At 62.3% G+C, this 20,021-nt stretch carries 21 protein-coding genes and 1 tRNA gene; 11 read left to right on the forward strand and 11 right to left on the reverse strand.

Annotated elements, in window-relative coordinates; all coding sequences use genetic code 11:
• A partial coding sequence (locus GA0061099_RS21290; RefSeq protein ID WP_208604914.1) for a transposase occupies nt 1-190 on the reverse strand: 190 nt, incomplete at its 3' end.
• A 235-nt stretch (nt 191-425) separates the two neighbouring features.
• On the opposite strand from GA0061099_RS21290, the gene GA0061099_RS21295 reads away from it, so the two are divergent.
• A complete protein-coding gene (locus GA0061099_RS21295) occupies nt 426-878 on the forward strand; it encodes a hypothetical protein (RefSeq protein ID WP_074448033.1) in 453 nt (150 codons plus the stop codon).
• Between the two features lie 193 nt (nt 879-1,071).
• Here the strand turns inward: GA0061099_RS21295 and GA0061099_RS21300 are convergent.
• Nucleotides 1,072-1,146 (reverse strand) — tRNA-Glu (locus GA0061099_RS21300).
• 57 nt (nt 1,147-1,203) lie between these two features.
• Complete coding sequence (locus tag GA0061099_RS21305; protein WP_036009606.1) at nt 1,204-1,548, reverse strand: hypothetical protein; 345 nt, start codon at nt 1,546-1,548, stop codon at nt 1,204-1,206.
• On the opposite strand from GA0061099_RS21305, the gene GA0061099_RS21310 reads away from it, so the two are divergent.
• Together GA0061099_RS21310 and rpoH are read left to right on the forward strand one after the other, a co-directional pair.
• A complete protein-coding gene (locus GA0061099_RS21310; RefSeq protein ID WP_036030400.1) occupies nt 1,547-2,554 on the forward strand; it encodes an RluA family pseudouridine synthase in 1,008 nt (335 codons plus the stop codon). The genes GA0061099_RS21305 and GA0061099_RS21310 overlap by 2 nt on opposite strands.
• Nucleotides 2,555-2,772: 218 nt before the next feature.
• On the forward strand, nt 2,773-3,672 hold the full coding sequence (rpoH, locus tag GA0061099_RS21315; protein WP_036009602.1) for an RNA polymerase sigma factor RpoH: 900 nt from the start codon (nt 2,773-2,775) through the stop codon (nt 3,670-3,672).
• A 121-nt stretch (nt 3,673-3,793) separates the two neighbouring features.
• Here the strand turns inward: rpoH and GA0061099_RS21320 are convergent, their stop codons facing one another.
• The 4 genes from GA0061099_RS21320 to GA0061099_RS21335 form a co-directional block, all read right to left on the reverse strand.
• Entirely contained in the window at nt 3,794-4,420 is a 627-nt protein-coding gene (locus tag GA0061099_RS21320) for a peptidoglycan recognition protein family protein (protein WP_036030397.1), read from the reverse strand.
• Between the two features lie 33 nt (nt 4,421-4,453).
• Complete coding sequence (locus tag GA0061099_RS21325; protein ID WP_036030394.1) at nt 4,454-5,653, reverse strand: GGDEF domain-containing protein; 1,200 nt, start codon at nt 5,651-5,653, stop codon at nt 4,454-4,456.
• 707 nt (nt 5,654-6,360) lie between these two features.
• On the reverse strand, nt 6,361-6,972 hold the full coding sequence (locus GA0061099_RS21330; protein WP_036030390.1) for a LysE family translocator: 612 nt from the start codon (nt 6,970-6,972) through the stop codon (nt 6,361-6,363).
• 44 nt (nt 6,973-7,016) lie between these two features.
• Nucleotides 7,017-7,391, reverse strand: a complete 375-nt coding sequence (locus GA0061099_RS21335; RefSeq protein ID WP_036009616.1) for a response regulator — start codon at nt 7,389-7,391, stop codon at nt 7,017-7,019.
• A gap of 121 nt (nt 7,392-7,512) precedes the next feature.
• Between GA0061099_RS21335 and GA0061099_RS21340 the strand changes: the two genes are divergently transcribed.
• The gene (locus GA0061099_RS21340; protein ID WP_036030388.1) at nt 7,513-8,349 is read left to right on the forward strand and encodes an SDR family NAD(P)-dependent oxidoreductase; all 837 of its coding nucleotides are present in this window, start codon (nt 7,513-7,515) and stop codon (nt 8,347-8,349) included.
• A 145-nt stretch (nt 8,350-8,494) separates the two neighbouring features.
• Here GA0061099_RS21340 and GA0061099_RS21345 read toward each other — a convergent pair whose 3' ends face one another.
• Nucleotides 8,495-9,301, reverse strand: a complete 807-nt coding sequence (locus GA0061099_RS21345) for a lytic murein transglycosylase (RefSeq protein WP_036030385.1) — start codon at nt 9,299-9,301, stop codon at nt 8,495-8,497.
• A gap of 171 nt (nt 9,302-9,472) precedes the next feature.
• Here GA0061099_RS21345 and GA0061099_RS21350 point away from each other — a divergent pair, with 171 nt between their 5' ends.
• From GA0061099_RS21350 to GA0061099_RS21360, 3 genes are all read left to right on the forward strand, one after another.
• Entirely contained in the window at nt 9,473-9,979 is a 507-nt protein-coding gene (locus GA0061099_RS21350) for a hypothetical protein (protein ID WP_036030382.1), read from the forward strand.
• Nucleotides 9,980-9,995: 16 nt separating this feature from the next.
• Nucleotides 9,996-10,334 carry a hypothetical protein gene (locus GA0061099_RS21355; protein ID WP_036030379.1) on the forward strand — a complete coding sequence of 113 codons (339 nt, stop codon included), beginning with the start codon at nt 9,996-9,998 and terminating at the stop codon, nt 10,332-10,334.
• Nucleotides 10,335-10,840: 506 nt separating this feature from the next.
• Nucleotides 10,841-11,077 (forward strand): hypothetical protein, encoded by a 237-nt coding sequence (locus GA0061099_RS21360; protein WP_036009587.1) that lies wholly within the window; start codon nt 10,841-10,843, stop codon nt 11,075-11,077.
• A gap of 18 nt (nt 11,078-11,095) precedes the next feature.
• On the opposite strand, the gene GA0061099_RS21365 is transcribed toward GA0061099_RS21360, so the two are convergent.
• Both GA0061099_RS21365 and GA0061099_RS21370 read right to left on the reverse strand, forming a co-directional pair.
• The gene (locus tag GA0061099_RS21365; RefSeq protein ID WP_036009586.1) at nt 11,096-11,473 is read right to left on the reverse strand and encodes a thiol-disulfide oxidoreductase DCC family protein; all 378 of its coding nucleotides are present in this window, start codon (nt 11,471-11,473) and stop codon (nt 11,096-11,098) included.
• 393 nt (nt 11,474-11,866) lie between these two features.
• Nucleotides 11,867-12,868, reverse strand: coding sequence for a helix-turn-helix transcriptional regulator (locus tag GA0061099_RS21370; RefSeq protein ID WP_074448034.1), 1,002 nt, complete (start codon nt 12,866-12,868; stop codon nt 11,867-11,869).
• 424 nt (nt 12,869-13,292) lie between these two features.
• Between GA0061099_RS21370 and GA0061099_RS42130 the strand changes: the two genes are divergently transcribed.
• The 4 genes from GA0061099_RS42130 to GA0061099_RS21390 all read left to right on the forward strand — a co-directional run bounded on the left by GA0061099_RS42130 (nt 13,293) and on the right by GA0061099_RS21390 (nt 17,114).
• The gene (locus GA0061099_RS42130; protein ID WP_244429400.1) at nt 13,293-13,550 is read left to right on the forward strand and encodes a helix-turn-helix domain-containing protein; all 258 of its coding nucleotides are present in this window, start codon (nt 13,293-13,295) and stop codon (nt 13,548-13,550) included.
• 145 nt (nt 13,551-13,695) lie between these two features.
• Nucleotides 13,696-14,364, forward strand: a complete 669-nt coding sequence (locus GA0061099_RS21380) for a hypothetical protein (protein ID WP_225144267.1) — start codon at nt 13,696-13,698, stop codon at nt 14,362-14,364.
• A gap of 81 nt (nt 14,365-14,445) precedes the next feature.
• Entirely contained in the window at nt 14,446-15,876 is a 1,431-nt protein-coding gene (locus GA0061099_RS21385) for a DUF1254 domain-containing protein (protein ID WP_036030373.1), read from the forward strand.
• A 236-nt stretch (nt 15,877-16,112) separates the two neighbouring features.
• Nucleotides 16,113-17,114 carry a SphA family protein gene (locus tag GA0061099_RS21390; RefSeq protein WP_036030370.1) on the forward strand — a complete coding sequence of 334 codons (1,002 nt, stop codon included), beginning with the start codon at nt 16,113-16,115 and terminating at the stop codon, nt 17,112-17,114.
• Nucleotides 17,115-17,512: 398 nt separating this feature from the next.
• Here GA0061099_RS21390 and rpoD read toward each other — a convergent pair whose 3' ends face one another.
• A complete protein-coding gene (rpoD, locus tag GA0061099_RS21395) occupies nt 17,513-19,648 on the reverse strand; it encodes an RNA polymerase sigma factor RpoD (RefSeq protein ID WP_036009578.1) in 2,136 nt (711 codons plus the stop codon).
• Nucleotides 19,649-20,021: the final 373 nt, after the last annotated feature.

The following is a 20,021-nucleotide window of genomic DNA, read 5'->3' on the forward strand; positions in this document are numbered from 1 at the left end:
AGGTCCGGTCGCGGTAGCCGTTGCGCTGCGCCAGACGCTCGGGGTTCTTCTCGCCGTAGGCGGCCCCGGTCTGGCCTTCCACTTCCAGCTCCATCAGGCGCTGGGCAGCAAAGCCGATCATCTCGCGCAGCAGATCCGCATCGGGGGTCTTCTCCACGAGCGAGCGGAGGTTCATCATCTCATCGGTCATCGGTGGTTCCTCGAATCAGGTTGGTGTCAGCAACCCGACCCTACCGGCGAACTGCCGGTGACCACCGCAAAGCCGCCCGCCCGCTACGGCGCCATGGGAGGGCGCGCGTGCGGACGGCTTTGCTCTACCGAGCTACACCATCACCGGGGACACGACCTCGCTGGGAGCTTTTGCAGCGAAGACCGAAGGATGGCGTGAGGAGTTCGACTATGGGGATGTATTCGACGCCCAGACCATGCTTCTCAGGCTCGGAAATGTTGCGCTGGTCACAACGTTCAATGACGCATGCGGAGCGATAAATGGCGCGATGCCAAAACTTGAGAAAATCGAAGGATCGTTGTCAGAGCTCCAAGCGCGCGAGGTCATGGTTGACTTTGCCTTCATGAATCTGAGCCTGAAACACCGCCCACGTTTTTATACCGAGTGCGACATGGGGAACGAGACGATTACCGAAAAGGCCGTGATGCCAGATCGCTTCGAGTTGGGTGAACTCAACTTTGCGCTGCGAGGACGCCTGCTGCGCGACTCGCTCGGCGAAAGCGTGAAGCAGATACGAGTCGCGGGGAAGACACAGCAGGAGATCGAACAGGCGATCGACGGTGGCCGCTTCAGCCTTTTGGTCGATGAAACTGGCACCTTCATCAAGCAGAGTTTCACGCCTGATTCTAAAGTGACTAGCGCGGTCTGATGATCCCTACAGCAGGTGCTCGTGACGATCTCAATGTACGGCAGAACAGGGCGAACTTAGTAAGCGATGGAAGCGAAAATAAGCTGCGGCTGGGCTTACTGATTGGCGCGGCGAAGTTCGCCAACGTTCGCCGGCGCTTATTCAACGGATATTCGACGACTTTGCTATAACAGACCTAAGTCATTGAAATTTATGGCGCTCCCTAGGGGAATCGAACCCCTGTTTCAGCCTTGAGAGGGCCGCGTCCTAACCGCTAGACGAAGGGAGCGTGAGGGCTAGCCAATAGCCTCGAAATTTGTCCGCCGCAAGGACCCCGAGGGGCGTTTTACGGCTCATTGGCGAATTTCAGCCGTCCGGCCGACTTCAGGGTATGGGCATCGAAGGTGCGGATCTCGATGATTCCGCCGAGATCCAGCGTCACTACGAGGCGGTCGCCGGCGACCCCGGTCGAGACGATTCTGGCGCCCTTGGGCAGGGTGGCAGTGACATCGCTTGCCGCTTCGACCGCCCTTCCCTCAGACTTGAAAAGGCGGTAGCCCACCGCGATCAGCACGGCGCAGAACGCCAGCGCCGTGGTCAACCCCGCGATCAGCATCATCCGCCGCACCCGCGCGAACAGCGCGGCCTGCTCGGGGGTCGGTTCGGGAACAGCGGTATCAGACGTCGTCATGGAAAGCCCTGGGTCAGCGCAAAGGTTGGAGGTTGTGGTCGAAGGCTCCGAGGGCTCGGCCCGGCTCGACCGCGTGCTGGCGGCGCGCCTGCCGGAGCTGTCGCGATCGAGGCTGAAAGCCCTGATCCTGGCGGGCGCAGTGCACCTGAAGGCCTCCGCGGTCCGCGACCCCGCTTATCACGTCGCATCCGGCGATACGATCATAATCGACGTGCCGGAAGCGGCGCCCGCCGAGCCCAAGGGGGAGGACATCGCCGTCGATATCGTGTTCGAGGACGACGACATCGTCGTCCTCAACAAGCCCAAGGGCCTCGTCGTGCACCCCGCGGCCGGCCACGAGACCGGCACCTTGGTGAATGCGCTGATCGCCCATTGCGGCGCCTCGCTCTCCGGCATCGGCGGAGTGCGCCGGCCCGGGATCGTGCACCGGCTCGACAAGGACACGACGGGGCTGATGGTGGTTGCCAAGAACGATCTCGCCCACGCTTCATTGACGGCGCAATTCGCCGATCACGGCCGCACCGGCGCGATGCGGCGCGGCTACATGGCATTCGCCTGGGGCGTGCCGAACCGGCACCGCGGCACCGTCGATGCGCCGATCGACCGGCATCCGCATGCACGCGAGAAGATGGCCGTACGCCAGGGTGGCCGCGAGGCGGTGACGCATTGGGAAATCCTGGAGAGCTTTCATGGACGCGACGGCAAGGGCGTCGCCGCCCTGCTCGCCTGCGAGCTCGAGACCGGCCGCACCCATCAGATCCGCGTCCATCTCGCCCATATCGGCCACCCGCTGATGGGCGATGCCGTCTATGGCCCGCATTTCAAGACCAAGGCCAACCAGCTCGGCCCCGAGTCGCAGGCAGCTTTGGCGGCGCTGGGGCGGCAGGCCTTACATGCTTACCTGCTGGTATTGGAGCACCCGAGGACGGAAGAATTACTGCACTGGGAGGCGCCTTTGCCGGAGGATTTGCTTCTCCTGGAACGTGCGCTCAAGGCGGCGCTATGACGCAGGCCGCTTCAGAAAGCCTTTACATTACAAAAAGTTATAGCTGCCACACGGGGACGTGACGTCAGCAATCCTTCCCTTTTTGACCCCCGATGGGGTATATTGCGTCTGCGTTGAAATGACCAACGCGGAACATCGCAGCTACGGCCGGCTTTAACACAGCGGTCGTCTGCCTGGCCCGCCGCTATCGGGGGCCTGAACCTTTTGGAGGGCGCACTATGGCCCGTACCGCTGCTTTGCCGGTCCTCAATGGAGAATCCGGCCTTTCTCGCTACCTCGCCGAGATCCGCAAATTCCCGATGCTGGAACCGCAGGAGGAGTACATGCTCGCCAAGCGTTGGCGTGAGCATGACGATCGCGACGCGGCACACCAACTCGTCACCAGCCATCTCCGCCTCGTGGCCAAGATCGCCATGGGCTATCGCGGCTACGGCCTGCCGATCTCCGAGGTCGTCTCGGAAGGCAATGTCGGCCTGATGCAGGCGGTGAAGCGATTCGAACCCGAGAAGGGATTCCGTCTCGCCACCTACGCCATGTGGTGGATCAAGGCGTCGATTCAAGAGTACATCCTCCGTTCGTGGTCGCTCGTGAAGATGGGCACCACCGCGAACCAGAAGAAGCTGTTCTTCAACCTGCGCAAGGCGAAGAGCAAGATCAACGCACTGGACGAAGGCGATCTCCGCCCCGACCAAGTCAAGTTGATCGCCAAGCGCCTCGGCGTCACCGATCAGGACGTGATCGACATGAACCGCCGCCTCGGCGGCGACGCGTCGCTCAACGCACCGATCCGCGACGACGGCGAAGCCGGCGAATGGCAGGACTGGCTGGTCGACAACACGCCCAACCAGGAAGCCATGATGGCGGAGCACGAGGAGTATGATCACCGCCGTGACGCGCTGAACGGCGCCATGGGCGTGCTCAACCCGCGCGAACGCCGCATCTTCGAGGCCCGCCGCCTCGCCGATGAGCCGATGACGCTGGAAGACCTTGCTGCCGAGTTCGGCGTGTCGCGCGAGCGCGTCCGCCAGATCGAGGTCCGCGCCTTCGAGAAGGTGCAGTCCGCGGTCAAGGGCACGATCGCAAAGGCCGAACAGGCCGCGCTGGAAGCCGCGCATTAAGCGCGGCGGCTCAGCGCCAGAGATTGGCGGATCGAAAGAGACGAAAAGCCGGCGGCAACGCCGGCTTTTTTGTTGGTGTGATGCGAACTGCGCCCGATAGCGGTGCGTGTGGGCACACCGCCTACTCCCCCCATTGCCTTGCCATCGTCGCGAGCGTGCAGCCTTCGCAATAGCGGGCGTCCTTGTAGTCGATCCAGTTGTGCGCGTAGACCCGCTCGAGCGGGATGTCGTAGCGCGCGCGCAGCACTTTCACGAGGATCCTCCACGCCGCGACCTGTGCCTCGGTCGGCCCCGCCGTCACGTCGGGATAATTGCCGGCGAACTCGACGCCGATCGAATTGTCGCGCACCACCTGGCGGTAGGTCGGACGGTTGTCGATGTACTTGTTGTCGTTGCGGTTGGCGCCGTCGCTGTGGGTCGGCACGAGGTTCTCGGCGACCGCCCAATAGACCGTGCCGTCGGTCTCGACCCAGACCGTGACGCCGCGCCGCGTCGGGTTCTTCGCCTGGGCCTGCGCGCCGCCGCGGGCAGAGCCCGCCGGTCCCTCGGTCTGGTGCACGATGATGTTGCGCCAGGATCTTGCGCTAGCGAGGTCGCCCCACGGCGCCAGCCAGACGATCTTCAAGCCGGGGATGTCGGGCGTGCCGGAGGCGCGCGCGAGCCTGGCGAGCTCGGCATCCGCAGCAGCGGCGGGGAAGATCGGAAGGAGAGCGGCCAACACGGCCGCGAGCAGGCGAAATATCATCATGCAGGGTCCAATGCGACCCAAGCCTAACAGGCTTTACGCGAATGTCCTCACCGTCCCGACAGACTCGGGCGATAACGGCGGGGTGGGGTCATAGACCGCAAAATCGTTCTTGCCGTTCTTCTTGGCCGCATAGAGGGCATGGTCGGCATTGGCCATCAGGCGGTCCGGGAATTCCCCGATGCCGCGATCCCACTCCGCAACCCCGATCGAGATCGCGATCGGAATGTCGCGGCCGCTGCAGCTGACGGCATCCTGCCGGCAGACCTCAAGCACGCGGCGGGCGATCGCGGCAGCCTCGCGCAGCGACGAGGACGGCAGCACGATGCAGAACTCGTCGCCACCGGTGCGGGCGAGCATGTCGCCGGGCCGCAGGCGCGTCTGCGCCATCAGAGTGAAGTGCTTGAGGCAGGCATCGCCGGCGGCATGGCCATGGGTGTCGTTGATGGTCTTGAAGCCGTCGAGGTCGATCAGCAGCAGCGAGAACGGCTCACCGCTGCGCCCCGAACGGGCGCATTCCTCGGTCAGGCGCTGCAAGAGATGCCGCCGGTTGGCAACGCCGGTGAGATCGTCGAGCAACGCGAGGTCGGCAACCTCGCCCCGCAACCGGTCCATCGCCATCAGCAGGAAACCGAAATTGAGCGTCATCGACAGGAACAGCAGCCCGAGCACCATGATCGCATGGGCCTGGCCGCCGGCGCGCGCCGAGAGATCGTAGCCGAGCAGATTGCCCACGGTGCGCACGAGCAGGATCGCGATGATGCTGAGGATGACGATGCCGGACAGCTTGGCGCCCGGACTGACGCGGCCTTCCGGCGACAACAACAGACGCAGCGCCAGCATCAGCGGCAGGGCCTGACCGAACGTGTAGCTGAGCATGCGCAGCTGCATGTGCTCGAATCCGACCATGAAGAGCACGACGCCGACAAGGCTCAAGCACCCCGTCGCGGTCATCAGGCGCCACGAGACCGGCCGGTCGTAGAAGCGCTGAATTCCCATGGCGGCAAGGCAGCTCGCAGCGATGACACCGCCGGCGCCGAGCAGCAGCGGCAGGGGAGAGGCGACGAACAGACGGATCAAGGCCGTCATCGCGCCGGCGGCACCGACGAAGGCCGATGCCATCCAGAACCGCGCAGCCGCGAAATTCGGATAGGAACGCGTCACGTAGGCCCAGATCACGCCGAGCGCCAGGAAGTTGACGACGAAGACCGTCCACAATGTCGGTACGTTCAGCATGACGCGTACAGCACGCGCAGCGTCCCGCCCCCCGATCCCGGCAGCCGTCCGTCCATGACCCATCCCCGTTTTCTTGCGGAAGACAATGCGATGGTTGCGCTTAATGGAGTCTCACTGCGGCTCGCGAAAACGCGCCCTTGGTTTTGGATTCATGAACGGCACGCGGCTATTGCCGGATCGTTAAGGCTGCCGCGGCCGATGGCCGTGCTGACGCGTAGAGCGGATTCGCGCCAAAAATCACCCGAAAGTGCATCTGAGCTGTGGATAACAGGATGACACGGATGTGACGACGCGGGGCAGCCGGCTCCGAATCTGCTGAGTTTGTCGTCGAGGATGTTGCGAGGCTGGCCCTCCGCCGAGCACCCTCGTGTCGCGTTCCACCATTAACCCTTGAGAGGATACTATGGCTAAGAAAGCGAAGAAGGCGGCGAAGAAGAAGGCGAAAAAGGCCAAGAAGGCGAAGAAGAAGTAACGAGGCTTCTGTTTCTTTGCCCGGGTGGAGTGAGCTCCGCCCGGGCGTCGGGTCGATCGAAGGTGGCGGGCGCAAGGCCCGCTTTTTTATTGTGCGAGAGTTCGAAGTGTACCCGCTCTAACAGCGTCATGGCCGGGCTTGTCCCGGCCATCCACGCCTTGCCGCACAGTCCGAAGAGCGTGGATGCCCGGGACAAGCCCCGGCATGACGAGACCTTTCGAGAGGTGACGAAGACCTACCTTTCCGACAACGCCAGCTTGGCGCCGAGCGCGGCGAAGCCGGCGGCAAAGGAGCGGCGCAGCCAGGCCATGACGGCCGGGCGGGAGATGACGCGCTCGCGCACCGCGGCGGCGCAGAGGCCGTAGAGGACGAACACCGCGAACGTCATCGCCATGAAGGCGCCGCTCAATTCCAGCATGCGCGCCAGCACATGGGCCTCGTCCGCCGCGATGAATTGCGGCAGGAAGGCGAGAAAGAAGATCGACAGTTTTGGATTGAGGATGTTGATCAGGAAGCCGGTGACGATGACACGGCTGCTCGATCTTTCCCTGATCTCGCCGCCAACCGCCAGCGCCCCAGTCTCGCGCAGCGCCTGCCAGGACATGTAGAGCAGATAGGCGACGCCGCACCATTTCAGCGCGGCGAAGGCGAGCGCGCTGGTGTGGAGCACGGCGGCAAGACCGAGCATCGCCGCCGCCATGTGCGGCACGATGCCGAGCGTGCAGCCGAAGGCGGCCGCCACGCTGGCGCGCGAACCGCGGGTCAGCGCCGCGGCCAGCGTGTAGAGCACGCCGGTGCCGGGGGAAGCGACGACGATGAGCGAGGTGAGCAGGAAGGACCAGGTCATGGTCCGACCTTATCACCGCAGGGCGCTGCGAGAAAGCGGGCGCGTCAGGACAGCTGAGCGATCTCGGCCTCGCGCAGCACGTCGAGCGGCGCCCAGGGCTTGGCCCAGAACTTGGCGCCGTCGGGCAAGGCCTGCTTCAAGGGCCGGCCCGAGGTGACGACGACGTCGAGCTTCGGATTGCGGTCCTTGGCGACATGCGCGAGCTCGACACCGTTCATGCGGCCGGCCAGCTGGACGTCGGTCAGCATCAGACAGAGCGCGCCGGCGTTCTTGTCGAGCACGCGCTCGGCGGCCTCGGCGCTTTCGCACTGGATGACCTGGTAGCCGCTCTCCTCCAGGAGGACGCAAAGCATCTCCCGCTGCATGGCGTCGTCTTCAACGATCAGCGCTGTCGCGCGTAATGGCGTCGCTTGTCCCATCGGCGGCTCCCAATGCATGCCCTCATAACGGATGTTAAAAACCCAGGCGGACGTGGGTTCGGTTTCATTTCAAAAAAAAGTAATTCATAGTTCCATCATCGGGGACTTGACGGGGGAACTCATGACGACGATTCGGGGCGCCGCCGCCATCACGGGAGCCGCGAGCGGCATCGGCCGGGCGCTGGCGATCGAGCTCGCGCAACGCGGCTGCGACCTCGCACTGGCCGATCGCGACGAGGGTGGATTGAAGGCGCTCGCGGCGGAGATCGGAACAACGCGCAAGGTCAGCCTGCACCGCGTCGACGTCGGCGAGGCCGGCGACATCGCGCAGTTCGCGAGCGAGGCCATCGCCGCGCATCCTTCCCTCGGCATCGTCGTCAACAATGCCGGCGTTGCGCTGATGGGCACATTCGAGGAGATCGACCAGGCCCAGATGGACTGGCTGTTCGACATCAATTTCTGGGGCGTGGTGCACGGCACACGCGCCTTCCTGCCGCACCTGAAGACGATGAGCGAGGCCCACATCGTCAACCTCTCCTCGATCTTCGGCATCATCGCCCCGCCGGGCCAATCGGCCTATGCCGCGGCGAAGTTCGCAGTGCGCGGCTTCTCGGAGAGCGTGCGGCACGAGCTCAGCGTCGCGGGCAGCTCGGTGAAGCTGTCGGTCGTGCATCCCGGCGGCATCGCCACCGCGATCGCGCGCAACGCCCGCACCGGCGTCGGCGTCACCGACAATGCCCGCCGCGCGCAATCGATCGAACGGTTCGAGAACGCGGCGAAGACCTCGCCGAAGGACGCGGCACTGCGCATCATCAGGGGCATCGAGCGCAACGAGCCGCGCATCCTGATCGGCAACGACGCTCGCTTCATGGACCTGCTGCAGCGCTTCCGCCCGGGCACGTATTGGGCGCCGCTGCAGCGGCGGCTGGAGAAGATGGCGAAGGGGATAGAAAAGTAGCCAGGAGCGCAACGGCCTCCACACCCACCGCTGTCATTCCCCGCGAAGGCGGGGAATCCAGTACGCCGTGGCTTCTCGGCTCTAGCCGCGCCGCTCTGGAATACTGGATCACCCGCCTTCGCGGGTGATGACACCGATGATGTGGTCACTGCCCCATCAGCCGATCGGCGAAATAGCCGATGGTCTTGCGGTACACCACCGCCCTGTTCCACTCGCGCATCGCCTCGAAGTTCGGCGTTCCCTCGCCATAGGGCTGGCCCATCTTGAAGCCGCTCGTGTGCAGGAGGTTCGCGGTCGAGGCGAGCACGTCGGGGATGCTGTGGCGGAGATCGACATGGCCGTCGCCGTCGAAATCGACGCCGTACTTGATGTAGGACGATGGCAGGAACTGGGTCTGGCCGATCTCGCCGGCATAGGCGCCGATCATGTCGCGCAGCTGCAGGTCACCGCGCTGCACGATCTTGAGCGCCGCGAGCAGCTCGCCCTGGAACAGATCGGTGCGGCGGCAATCATGCGCGAGCGTCGCCAGCGTGCGGACCACCGGCAGCTTGCCGGTGTCGCCCTTGCCGAAATCGCTCTCCAGCCCCCAGATCGCGACCAGGATATAGCGGGGCACGCCGAACTTCTGCTCGATGCGCGACAGCAGCGCGGCATGCCGCTGCAGCATCGCGCGCCCGCCATTGACGCGGCCGGGGCCGACCCGGGTCGAGACGTACTGCTCGAAGGTCTTGTTGAAGGTGTAGCGCTGGCGCCGGTCGAAGGCGAGAACCGCAGGGTCGGGCGTCACGCCGCCGAGCGCCGCATTGGTCACGCCAGCCGAGACGCCGGCGGCCTGAGCCTCCTGCGCCATGCTGGCGACAAAACTGTTGAAGTCGCCGCCGCAGCGGGCGGCCTGCGCCGACCCGCCGGCCAGAGACACGACAAAGGCGGCAGCGAGAAGCAGTCTCAGCATGTGGAGCAATCCCCAAGAATCCCAGCGCGAAGCAGCGCTGAGGATCATGCCCGGGAACGCCACGAGCGTCAAAGCGCAAGGCTCGAAGGACAAGGCTCGAAGCAAGGCTTGATCCGCATCAAACCGTCTCACGCCATGCTTTCTAGACTGGACCGAGCAGGAGAACCGCACATGACCGGAATTACCTTGACCGCCGAGCAGATCCGCAATGCGCCCGCCCCGGTGCGGCAATGGATCGAGCAGGAGGTGATCGCCGCGCTCGGCCTTGCGCCACGGACGCCGGCGGCCGCGCCGCCGCAAGTCCCCCACCTCGTCGCCTGCAGCGTGGAAGACATGGCCGGCGTGCTCGAGCACATCCGCGGCGTGCTTCCGGCCGTGAACGTGCTGTTCGAGCTCGGCCGCCCCGGCATCAGCTTCGGCCGCCCCGCGGTGATGACGTTCCGCCTGATGGACCTCCTGCATCACACGCGCCTCTCGGACGTCAGCGAGGTCATGACGTGCCTCGAGATGATCAACCAGGCGCTGACCGAGGTGAAGAAGGACGCTTCCGTGCGGTTCTGCGGCTTCGACAATGAGGGCCATTGCCTGATCGCGCCGCAGACGCAACAGAGCATCGCGACGTTGTGGCAGACCATGATGGAGCGACAGCAGGCCGCGCGCGCCGCGCCGGCGGCGTGAGGGGAACGTCATCGCCATGCCCAATCGCCAGCAGCCTCCATCAACCCGCTCGCTCCTCCGCATCCCGCTATTTCGCCTGCTCGCCATCAATCTTGCGATCGGCGCCTGCGCCGCAATGCTATTGGTCGGCGGCCTGCTCTGGCTCAATCCCGGGCATCTGCGGGAGCTGATCTTCGCCGACCGCGCACCTGCCATTGCGCTCGTGCTGCTGCTCGCTTCCTTCCTCATCACCTTCGGCTCGGCCGCGATGGGCAGCGCGATCATGGCGCAGGGACGCAAGGAGCGTAGCAACAAAGGCGGCGGACGGGGATCGCGGCTCGCCGTGCAGGAGGTGGTGCACCGCCGGCGAGATTGAGGCGCGCAGCGCGAAGCGTGCGCGGCGGCGCCGAAACAAAACCGCAAAAACAACCCCATGCACAGTAGAAGTCTTGATGTGATCTTTGCGATTTTTCCGAATCGACGTTGACCGTCGGGCAAAACAGTGGTATGGTGCCAACATCGCAAGACTCCAGACGCTGACGCCCGCGCGCTCTCGTTGCCTTCCGAGAGCGCAGCAAGATGAACAAAGTACTTCGAGGATCCAAAGCATCTGATTTTCGAAATTGTGGGAAATCGCGATATCCATCAGCTGCATATCTGATGCGCCTGCTGCGACATCGTCGCGCGACGATTTACCTTGCCATCGCGGCGCGCCTTCTATAGCCTTCTATTTTAGGTTGTCGCCCTGCCAGCCCCGGGCGACGCTGAAAAGATAAACGGCGGGCTTCGGCCCGCCGTTTATTGAAGGGCGTGGCGACGATCGCGAAGGTCACAATCCCGAAAGTCATTTGACTGCGGCGTCCTGATCGAGGACAAGCCGCCATGGCCAAAAAACCCGGAACCAACCCCAAAGGCGAATTCGCCTTCTTCAACGTCGTCTACGAAGACGATTCCCAACGCTCCAACCGCCGCGTCCCTTCCGAACTGCTCGGCGGCCTCGACGGCGACGAACCCGCCCGCAACTTCATCATGGAACAGGACCGCGAGATCGCGGAAAAGAGCGGCCGCCCGGCGCTGGAGATCAAGCGGATCGAGCGGGTGGGAGCGAAGAAGAAGTAGGCGGGCACAGCGGGGCGTTCACCAGCGCCCGCTCCATTTATTCCAGGCAAATAGCAGATCGGCAAACCGGTCATAGGCAAACCGCGTGATCGGCAGCGCCACGCGATTGCCGAACAGCACCGCAAGCCACCCCTGCCCCGGCGTCAACCGCCACAGCGCAATCGCGACATCAGCGCCGACGACGAGCCGCCCGGCCTCATCCGTCGCGTGTAGGCGCCGCCTGATGTCGTCGAGCGAAGCGCCAAAGTGCGCCAGTGCATCAGGCTGCTCGTTGATGTCCCTGAACTCGACGGTGCCCGCGCGCACCAGCGCCAGCAGCTTGTTGCGCTGCCAGTCAATGCCGGCGTCGCAGACGGGGCAGCGGGTGTTGTAGTAGACGGTGAGGTGGGGTGGCATCAATGAGCCTTTCTCGTCGGAATTATAGTCCGAGAGAAAGCCAGATAAACGCCTTCGGCTGAAGCTGCCGATACAAAGGCACAAAGAAGGACGACCCGACCTCGGCCCGCCGAATTGCGCGGCAGCCTCGACGGCGGCGAGCCGCGCGCAACCTCATTGGGAGCAGGATCGAGAGTCGCGTAAAAGAGTGGGAGGTCGGCGCTGGAGATCGAGCGGATTGAAAGGAGGCGAAGAAGAAGCAGGGTTCGGCCCTATCCCCGTCATTGCGAGCGCAGCGAAGCAATCCAGAGATGCGTCTGTGGGGATGGGCGGCAGAGCAGACCTGATTTGCTCAACTTGAGTTCTTCGCATTGTGCCCCCGAAGCGGACATGATGCAGCGAATGACAACTCGACTATCGAGCCCTCCATTGCTCGCGGAATTGCCCGGGCGTCACGCCTGCAACCCGGCGGAATGCACGGGTAAAATGGGCGGGATCTGCGTAGCCCGAAGCAAACGCAATCTCGATGATCTTGGAATCCGTATCTCGCAAAAGCTTTCTGGCATTTTCAAACCTCACGGTATCCAACAGCCGCGAATATGTCATCCCGGCGCGAGATAGCTTGCGTTGAAGGCTGCGTGCGCTGACCCCCGCCATCTCCGCGACTTCCGCCAGCGCCGGAGGCCGCTCGTCCATGTAGGATGGCAGCATCAGCTTAAGTGCGTGGATAAAGTCAAAGTTCGAATGTTCGACAAAGTCGCTCTTCGGATGAGAAGGAGCTTGCTTCAATCTGTTAGGAAGGCCCAGCAATGAAACAGGTACGTCGATCCACGAAGCTTCTTGACCAGACAGGAATTGAGACGTCGGCCAGAAAGACCGACATGCCGGACCCGGCGTGTACCGCGCCTCAAAGGCGATAGTTGCCGGAGCCCAGTCCGGTCCGGCGAATTGGCGGACGATGTAAATCGGGAAAACGTTCTGAAGCCATTGTGAATGCTCGAGATGCTGAAGTCCGGCAGTGCCGGCTAGCTTGCTGCAATAGCGAACATGGTCGCCGTGGCGCTCGACCCAGTTGCTCAAGTTTGAATCTTCGAGCGAAGCTAATCTACAGGCCTGGTGCAGCGCGACGAGCAAAGTCGGAGAATGACTGATTAGATACCTGGTCTTCTCACTAAGGTGTCCGAAATTGAGCGACTTAGCAGCGTGGAATCCAAAATCTTCAATACCTTGCGACCGGCTGGCAAACTCCGCAAATTCGATAGCAGGCAAAATCGGGACGTAATGATCGGCTTTTTCCTCCAGAGAAGCGGGCAGCAGATACTTTTCCAGTAAAGAAGCGGTTGGCGCGCCGAGATTATCCAGAATGTCAGCGAAGGGACTGAGGTGCTGACAACGCGTCAAATGAATCTTTGGCATTGGTGCGTCTCGATCACTTAATTCAGCGCACGAGCGGCGTCGCAGGACGACAACTCCCTAAACAGGGAGCGCCGACGCCTGTCACACGCTTAGATTATCAGGACTGCAAGGCTCTTTGCGTGCTTTTTGTCGCCTGGCTATGCCTCCAGAGGATCGCAGTCTCAGCTCATTCCATTCGACGAACATTTTGGCGCCCAATGGCCAGATGCGCCTCTCAGCTTCCCTAATCCTATGGATCGATTTTCCGCTGTAGGAGCATAGGCTTCAGGCCTGACGTCAAACGATGAGAGCCGTCCGCTTGCCTTCATCCACGGCGGTCCGCACCGCCATCGTTGCATCACTGCGGCACGGTGACGCAACCCTCGATAGCACAGCGCATGCGCTCAGAATTAGCGGGCGCACATTACAGCGTCATCTAGAACGCATGGGCACAAGCCACAGCAAGATCCTCGACGAAGTCCGATTGGAGATTGCGTGCCGCCTGCTGGCCGATACGAGTAAGCGCTTGTCGGATATTGCAGAATTTCTAGGATACACGAACGCCAGCAGCTTCAGCCGCGCTTTCGTGCGTTTGATGAAAATTCAACCCATCGTTTATCGGCGGCAGCAACGCGGCCGCAAGCATGATCGGTCGCTCGTCCGCCGACGTTCTCACCCCACCAACCCGTTGAATGATTCCTGACGATTGGCGCGAAATGGCAAGACGCGCCGCGTGATTTGGCGCGAAATGCAGAGATGCCGCCGCCACTAGCGACGCTCTTGTCGCTTCCGAATTGCTCACGTGCTGTTCGAGGAAGAACGACCAGCCTGCAAAGGAGAGGATCATCATGACAATCCGCGTTGCCTTGATTGCGGTCTGCGCCGCTGGCTTAGTTGCAATTCCGCACAAGCTTCTTGCTCAATCTCAGGCCGAACCCAAGCCGCACATTCCGCTTGAGAAATCGATTGGTCAGGCCAAGCCGGAAGTGGTCCCATCGCTTTTTGTACTCAACTCACGCGGGGTGAGCCTGAAGGAGGGTAAGCTGGTGCTGAGTGCAATTTCTCCGAATGCGATCGTGTTTGCCGACCGGCCGGTTCGTGCCGCCGGGCATGATCTGACCTCCCGGATTATCGAGGACTGGGGCAATGGCAGCGACAACTTCGCTAAAGACCCGCCCAACGCCACGGTGTCAGGATTCAAGAAAGACGGATCGTCGGTGTTGGATGCCGTCGTCGTGTTGAAATCCCCCAAGCTTGAGGGTGATAAGCTGACGTTCGACGTCGATCTCCTCGAAGGTGATCTCGCCGGGGCGGACGGGCCGGCATCTGTCTTTATCGATATCATTGGCCGTCCGTTGACGCCGTTGTCTTTCGCCGGCGTCGCTCGCCGCACCGCCTGGCGCGGAGCGTTCTACCGCGGCGCTGCCGTGGCAGGAGCCGCTGCTGTGGCCGGGGCTGCGGCGTATCCCTATTACTCACCGCGCTGCGGCTACTACCCCTATCCGCCCTGCTATTGAACCGTTCGCCCGAGTGGCTCCGTTACAAAGGCGTGAACTGCGAATCCACGTGACTGGTTTTCTATAGGAAGGAGATTAGCGATGAACATCACCCGTCGATCCCTTGCATTTGGCGGAATGGGGCTGCTCGCGGGAGCCGCCGCCACACGACCGGCTCTTGCCCAGGATTCATTTTTCGGAGTGGGACAAGGCCTGGAGGATTTCTGGCTGGCCAGCGACGCCTACATCTTTGGCTACCCGCTGGTGACGATGGAGATGACCCGGCGGATCATCACGAATGTCGCCGAGCCCGTCGGCACGCGCGGTCCGATGGGACACATCATCAAGCTGCGCCAGTATCCCGATGCCTCCTTCAGGGATGTGACGGCACCGAATGCCGACACCTTGTACACGACATCCTTCTTCGACGTCGGAAAGGAGCCGTGGATACTCAGCATTCCGGACATGAAGGGCCGCTATTTCCTGATGCCGATGCTGGACGGCTGGACCACCGTGTTTCACGTGCCAGGTAAGCGCACCACCGGCACCGGGGCGCAGACCTACGCGATCACGGGGCCGGGTTGGAAGGGCACGCTGCCGGCGGGTGTCAAGGAGTACAAGTCTGCCACCAATATCGTGTGGCTGCTCGGCCGCATCTATTGCACCGGCACGGCGGACGATTACGCTGCGGTGCACAAGTTGCAAGACGAATGCAAGCTCGTTCCGCTCAGCGCTTATGGCAAAGCCTACACGCCCGCCCCCGGGAAGGTGGATCCAACAATCGATATGAAGGCGGCGGTCCGCGAGCAGGTCAATCGCATGGACGCGGTCTCATACTTCAAGCTGCTTTGCGAGTTGATGAAGACTAATCCGCCATACGCCGCGGACGCGCCTCAACTTGCGAAGTTTGCCCGCATCGGCATCGTCCCAGGGCAGGATTTTGATGAGAGTAAGCTGAAGGCAGACTTTCTGAGGCGCCTGCCGGAGGTGTCGTTCGACCGGATCATGCTGCAGTTCAAAATCAACAAGGCCATCAAAGACGAGAATGGGTTCGCGTTCACGACCAAGACCGGCATCTACGGCACCGACTATTTGATGCGGGCTTTGGTAACCGCGATCGGGCTTGGTGCCAACCGGCCGCAGGATGCCGTCTATCCGACCTCGCAAAAAGACGCCGACGGTCACAAGTACAGCGGCGCGAACAAGTACGTGATGCGATTTCCGAAAGGTCACTTGCCTCCAGCGGAGGGATTCTGGTCGCTTACGATGTACGACAGCGGCTATTTCTTCGTGAAGAACCCGCTCAACAGGTACTCCGTCAGCGCTCGGGAAGACTTGAAGGAGAATCCGGACGGATCAACTGATCTGTACATCCAGAAGGACTCTCCCGGCAAAGAGAAGGAGTCGAACTGGCTACCTGCGCCTGAGGGAGATTTCATCCTCATGTTGCGTATGTACTGGCCCCAGGAGACGGACCCCTCGATCATCAACGGCACATGGACGGTCCCGGCCGCCAGAAAAGTTGGAGCCTAGAGCAGGCAATCATGCCGGCGCGCATGCGCCGGCATGATTGCTAGGCCGCTCCCAGATGCCCCACAGCACGCTGTACTCGCTTTGGGTTTTCTGGGGCGAATGACACGGCATTCGCGATGCAGGAGGCCATGATGTCGGCACTTCACCTTGGAAAAGGAAAACAGCGCGTTGGACGGAGCGCGACAAAGCCGTCTCTCTCTTCTGCGTTCAGGAATGCAGCCATTGCCTCGGCAGTCATGACGCTGTCGGTGCCTGCTGCCACGGCTTACGCCGACGAAGGTGGCGTTTCCTACTGGCTCCCTGGCCGCTTCAGCAGCCTTGCCGCCACCCCTCAAGCCCCCGGCTGGTCAATGGCAGCGGTCTACTACCACACCAGCGTAAGTGCATTCGGCACCGCGGCTGCCGCAAGGGAAATTCACGTCGGCAGAATCCCCGCAACAGTAAACGTCGATCTGAACTTGCGTCTGAATGGGCGAGGGGATCTCGTCCTGCTCAATCCTACATACACGTTCGCAACCCCCGTGCTGGGCGGGCAACTGGCCATCGGAGTGACAGGACTGTTCGGACGATCGAGCGCTGATCTAGCAGGAACGCTCACCGCAACTGTCGGCCCCCTGGCCGTGACGCGCACGGGCAGCTTCGGCGACTCGATCACGTCAGTCGGGGATCTCTACCCGCAGGCGACGCTCAAGTGGAATGCAGGCGTCCATAACTTCATGACCTACGTAACCGGAGATGTTCCCGTCGGCGCTTACAGTTCGTCCCGTCTCGCCAATCTCGGCATCGGGCATGGCGCCATCGACGGCGGCGCCGGCTACACCTACTTCAATCCGCAAACTGGCCACGAGTTTTCCGCGGTGGCGGGCCTCACCTACAATTTCAAGAATCCGGATACGCAGTACCAGAACGGCATCGATCTTCACGTTGACTGGGGAGCCTCGCAGTTTCTGTCAAAGCAAACTTTCGTCGGCCTCGTTGGTTATGCCTATCAGCAGATAACTGATGACGTTGGCCAGCATCCCGCCCTAGGCGGCTTTCGGTCCCGAGTCTTCGCAGTTGGTCCGCAGATTGGCTTTCTATTTCCGGTAGGCGATATGCAGGGGTATTTGAATCTGAAGGGATATGGCGAGTTCGCTGCGGAGAATCGGCCGGCTGGCTGGAACACTTGGCTGACGTTCTCAATATCGCCGATAGCGCCGACCAGAACTGTCGCATCAACCCGGCGGATCACAAAATAGCAGCGTGGCCGCTTAGCCGATCTCGCCGACACACCATGGGTCGGTCGAACGTCTCACGTGAACATATCGAACTGAGCTGGTTATCTGCGTAGCCTCGAACCTTCCACCTGCTGAACAAAGCTGGCGTGAAGGTAGTCGAGAAGATCTACCTGCATCGAAATCCCGCACTTTGAAGAAGGAAAGTCGCCCCCCGGACCCGCACTTCCGCTTTCGGCCCATCTCGGAAGTCGGGCACCGTCCGCACTTTTGTTGCTGTTGGAATGGAATCGGACATGGGTAGGGCAATCGCCTGGTGGATTGCTTCGTCGCAAGCGCTCCTCGCAATGACGGGGCGAGAGCCGAGTCAAAGAAAAACGGCGGGCTGTTGGCCCGCCGTTTTCGTTCTGATTGAAATCGGATCAATTATCCAAAAAGCTCCGCAGCTTCCGGCTCCTTGACGGATGCTTCAGCTTCCGCAGCGCCTTCGCTTCGATCTGGCGGATACGCTCGCGCGTCACCGAGAACTGCTGACCCACCTCTTCCAGCGTGTGATCGGTGTTCATGCCGATGCCGAAGCGCATGCGCAGCACGCGCTCTTCGCGCGGGGTGAGAGAGGCGAGGACGCGCGTGGTGGTCTCGCGCAGGTTGGACTGGATCGCGGCGTCGATGGGGAGGATCGCGTTCTTGTCCTCGATGAAATCGCCGAGATGCGAATCCTCCTCGTCACCGACCGGCGTCTCAAGCGAGAGCGGCTCCTTGGCGATCTTGAGGACCTTGCGGACCTTCTCCAAGGGCATGCCGAGCTTTTCGGCGAGCTCCTCCGGGGTCGGCTCGCGGCCGATCTCGTTGAGCATCTGGCGGGAGGTGCGCACGATCTTGTTGATCGTCTCGATCATGTGCACGGGGATGCGGATGGTGCGGGCCTGGTCGGCGATCGAGCGGGTGATCGCCTGCCGGATCCACCAGGTGGCGTAGGTCGAGAACTTGTAGCCGCGGCGGTACTCGAACTTGTCGACCGCCTTCATCAGGCCGATGTTGCCTTCCTGGATCAGGTCGAGGAACTGCAGGCCGCGGTTGGTGTACTTCTTGGCGATCGAGATCACGAGGCGGAGGTTGGCTTCCACCATCTCCTTCTTGGCCTGGCGTGCCTCGCGCTCGCCCTTCTGCACGGAGTGCACGATCTTGCGGAACTCGACGATCTCGAGGCCGGTCAGCGCGGCGAGCTGATGGACCTCGTGGCGGAGGTCCTTGATGCGGTCCTTCTCGTGGTGGACGAAGTTCTTCCAGCCCTTGGCCGACAGCTTCGAGACGCGGTTGAGCCAGCGCGGATCGAGCTCCGAGCCGGTGTAGTTGCGCAGAAAATCCTCGCGGGCGACACCGTGGCTGTCGGCAAGGCGCATCAGGCGGCCCTCATGCGAGACGAGGCGCTTGTTGATGTCGTAGAGCTGCTCGACGAGGCTATCGATGCGCGCCTGGTTGAGGCGCAGCGACTTCACCTCGACGATGATCTCGTCCTTCAGCTTCTTGTACTTGCGCTCCTGATGCGGCGAGAGCGACTCGTTCTGGAGCTGGTTCTGGATGTCCTGCTCCTGAAGCTTGCGCAGCTTCTTGTAGCTGTCGGCGATGCGATCGAAGATCTCGACCACCTTCGGCTTGAGCTCGGCCTCGATCGCCGCGAGCGACATCTGGTTCTCGAACTCGTCGTCGTCCATGTCGGACTCGGCGGCGGCCTCGCCCGGATCCTTCTCCTCGCCCTCGGGGGCGGCCGCAGGCGCGGCGCGGAACGGCGTCGGCGACGGGGGCGCGGCAGGCGGCGCGACATGCGCGGGCGCAGCGGCGGACGCGGTGGCTTCGCCGCCCTCGGCCGAGGCTTCGCCGCCCTCGCCATTGGGTCCTGCGATCATCGCGGCGTTCATGCCGCCCTTGGCATCCGGGCCGGCATAGGTGGCTTCGAGATCGATGATGTCGCGGAGGAAGATCTTGCCCTCGTTGAGCTCGTCGCGCCAGATGATGATGGCCTGGAAGGTCAGCGGGCTTTCGCAGAGGCCCGCGATCATCGCCTCGCGGCCGGCCTCGATGCGCTTCGCAATCGCGATTTCGCCCTCGCGCGAGAGCAGCTCGACCGTGCCCATCTCGCGCAGATACATGCGCACGGGATCGTCGGTGCGCTCGCCCGGCTCGCTCTTCTTGACCTCGGTGACGGCCTTCTGAGTGACCTCGACGAGCTCGTTATCCGTCTCGTCGTCGCCCTCGTCCTTCTCTTCCTCGCCTTCGGTGTCGTCGGCTTCGGTGACGTTGATGCCCATGTCCGAGAGCATCGACATGATGTCCTCGATCTGTTCGGGCGAGGTCTGGTCGGACGGCAAGACTTCGTTGAGCTGATCGAAGGTCACGAAGCCGCGCTTCTTGGCCTGCTTGATCATCTTCTTCACGGCGGCGTCGGACAGGTCGAGCAAGGGCGAGGGCGCGTCCTGGGAATCCTTCTCCGGCGCATCCGCTGCCTTGTCGTCTTTTTCCTTGTCCTTCGCCTGCAGCGTCTTTGCCTTGGTGGCCATCCATTGCTCCTAAACGCGCTTCATGCGAGACGCGCCGCGCCTTCGCGTGAATTCACATGAACCTGTTGCTCGACGCTCTCGCTTCGGCAGCTCTCGACACGGAAAGGGCGGCGCACAAACCTCTCGCCACCCCCAACTCTCTCTCGCCGGAATTGCCTAACGCTTCGTCAGCCTCTTTGTCGCGGCGGATGCAGGTGTAGTGCCAACAGCGATTGCGCGGATTCATTCCTGACGCGTCTGTTATGCCTGCGGCCGCCTCTGGGCCAAAGTGCTACAAGACCGTTAAGCCTCGATTAACCCTGTTTTTGCCGCCAAACCTAGGATTTGGCGAGTCTTTTAGCGGTTCCAGCCGTGGCCGTCCGCATGTTTCTTT

Origin of the sequence: Bradyrhizobium yuanmingense (assembly GCF_900094575.1) — a bacterium.
GTDB lineage: Bacteria > Pseudomonadota > Alphaproteobacteria > Rhizobiales > Xanthobacteraceae > Bradyrhizobium > Bradyrhizobium yuanmingense.